3 protein-coding genes are annotated in these 1798 nt (G+C 63.7%); 1 reads left to right on the top strand and 2 read right to left on the bottom strand.

The window, feature by feature from the left end; all coding sequences use genetic code 11:
• Positions 1-94 precede the first annotated feature (94 nt).
• Both CXY78_RS00085 and CXY78_RS00090 read right to left on the bottom strand, forming a co-directional pair.
• A complete protein-coding gene (locus CXY78_RS00085) occupies positions 95-334 on the bottom strand; it encodes a hypothetical protein (RefSeq protein ID WP_104087435.1) in 240 nt (79 codons plus the stop codon).
• Positions 335-450: 116 nt separating this feature from the next.
• A complete protein-coding gene (locus CXY78_RS00090) occupies positions 451-1287 on the bottom strand; it encodes a sigma factor (RefSeq protein ID WP_104087436.1) in 837 nt (278 codons plus the stop codon).
• Between the two features lie 85 nt (positions 1288-1372).
• Here CXY78_RS00090 and CXY78_RS00095 point away from each other — a divergent pair, with 85 nt between their 5' ends.
• The gene (locus tag CXY78_RS00095; protein ID WP_104087438.1) at positions 1373-1741 is read left to right on the top strand and encodes a DUF1801 domain-containing protein; all 369 of its coding nucleotides are present in this window, start codon (positions 1373-1375) and stop codon (positions 1739-1741) included.
• Positions 1742-1798 lie beyond the last annotated feature (57 nt).

A 1798-nucleotide genomic window follows, 5' to 3' on the forward strand; every position in this document is an offset into this window, starting at 1 on the left:
AACGGCGGGATACAGCGGAGCGGGCGCGCTGAGGAAGGTCTCGCCGTGTAGTTTCGCAGAGGGCCGTGCGGTTCTTTGGGCGGCCGCGGCCCGGTTAGTCGTCTTCGGGTGACGCAGCGAACGCCGTCTTGGTGGAGGAGTACCAGTCCATTGATCGTTTTGGGTGCTTCCAACGATCTTTCATATCCTTGTGCGCTTGCTCGTGGGTGGTGTCTGCGGCCTTGACGGCGTCTTTGAGGTGGCGGTCCTGGGCCTTGATGACCTCATCAGCAGTGTTGCCGTGCAACGGTTCTTCGCACGGGCCGCCCAGCTGGCGGCAGATCATTGTTTTCATCGACTCGAATCCTAACTGTGAACGCGTTGCCCCGTTTGAGGTTTGCTACCTGTATAACGATGCAACGCCAGCAAGTGTGACCGCTGACAACGGGTTCGATTGTTGCAGGCGGCCGGTCAGCCCCGCTGTTCTCCTGCGTCGCGGCGGATGAGGTGTTCCAAAACGGCCGGATCGGCGCGGAAATCGATCCGAGACACAACCCCGCCGACGACCCTGAAATCAAACGCGACCCGCGGCGAGCCACGATGAAACCAGGCCGCGCCCGGGCGGCCGTCGATGAACACCGGCAACGCGGCTTTGGCCGCGCCGTTGAACATCGTCGCGACGGCGCTCCGTCCTTCTATCCGGGTGGGGGTTCCCGCCGAGATCGCCGCTTCATCACCGGCGACCGCCACTCCCGGCGCCAGCAGGGCCAAGAGCTGCTCAAAATCGCCCTGTCGTGCGGCGGCGAGGAACGCGTCCACGACTTCCCAGTCAGCTCGGCGGCGCTGCACGCCCTGCGGGCGGACCTTGCTACGCGCTCTCGAGGCGAGCTTGCGGGCGGCGGCGGGAGTGGTGCTGAGGATCGCGGCGATCGTGGAGAAATCAAAGCTGAAGCTGTCGTGGAGCACGAACGCGACCCGCTCGCTGGGCGTGAGGCGGTCCAAGACCACCTGGAGCGCAATGCCAACCGTGTCGGCCAGGGCAAGTGCATCGGCGGGATCTTCAATCAGCGAAGGGAAAGCCATGTCGTCGACCAGGATCGGTTTCGGGGCGCGCAGCCTGTCGAAACAGAGCCGCGTGGTCACCGTGGTCAGCCAGCCGGGCAGGTTGTCAATGGCAGCCTCGGTGGAGTGAAGGCGCAGCCAGGTTCGCTGGACGATGTCTTCGGCCTCTGCGTTGTCCCGCAGGATCCGCCCGGCAATACGCAACAACCGAGGGCGCTCCCGCTCGAAAGCTGCAGTCTCGTCCATCCGCGTCACGCTTCCTTCCGGGGTCTCATACTATGGGTGACGTGCGGGCTGCGCCCGGTGTGACAGAGAGGTAGCGGAGATTCCGATGACGTCGATTGATGAAATCATTGCCGCGTTGGGTGGCTGGCGAGGCGACATGCTGGCCCGCATTCGCGGCTTGATCCTTGAGGCCGAACCGAACGTGGTCGAAGAGACCAAATGGAAGAAGACGACAAACCCGCTCGGCGTGCCGACCTGGAGCCTCGATGGGCTCATCTGCACCGGGGAGACCTACAAGGACAAGGTCAAACTCACCTTCGCGAAAGGCGCCTCGCTCGACGACGCGGATGAACTCTTCAACGCCAGCCAGACCGCCAGCGTGAGGCGAGCCATCGACCTACACGAGGGCGACAAGATAAACGCCACAGCATTCCAAGCGCTCGTCCGCGCAGCGGCAGCGCTCAACAAGTCATAGACGAGCGCACCCCGATCCTCGTTGGCTGCCCACGTGGATCGCTGTGATCGACCGGAA

Source organism: Cryobacterium sp. N19, assembly GCF_002929595.1.
GTDB lineage: Bacteria > Actinomycetota > Actinomycetes > Actinomycetales > Microbacteriaceae > Cryobacterium > Cryobacterium flavum.

Coding starts and splice junctions, on each gene's coding strand:
- CXY78_RS00085 (WP_104087435.1), bottom strand. CDS start 334: ATGAAAACAATGATCTGCCGCCAGCTGGGCGGCCCGTGCGAAGAACCG.
- CXY78_RS00090 (WP_104087436.1), bottom strand. CDS start 1,287: ATGGACGAGACTGCAGCTTTCGAGCGGGAGCGCCCTCGGTTGTTGCGT.
- CXY78_RS00095 (WP_104087438.1), top strand. CDS start 1,373: ATGACGTCGATTGATGAAATCATTGCCGCGTTGGGTGGCTGGCGAGGC.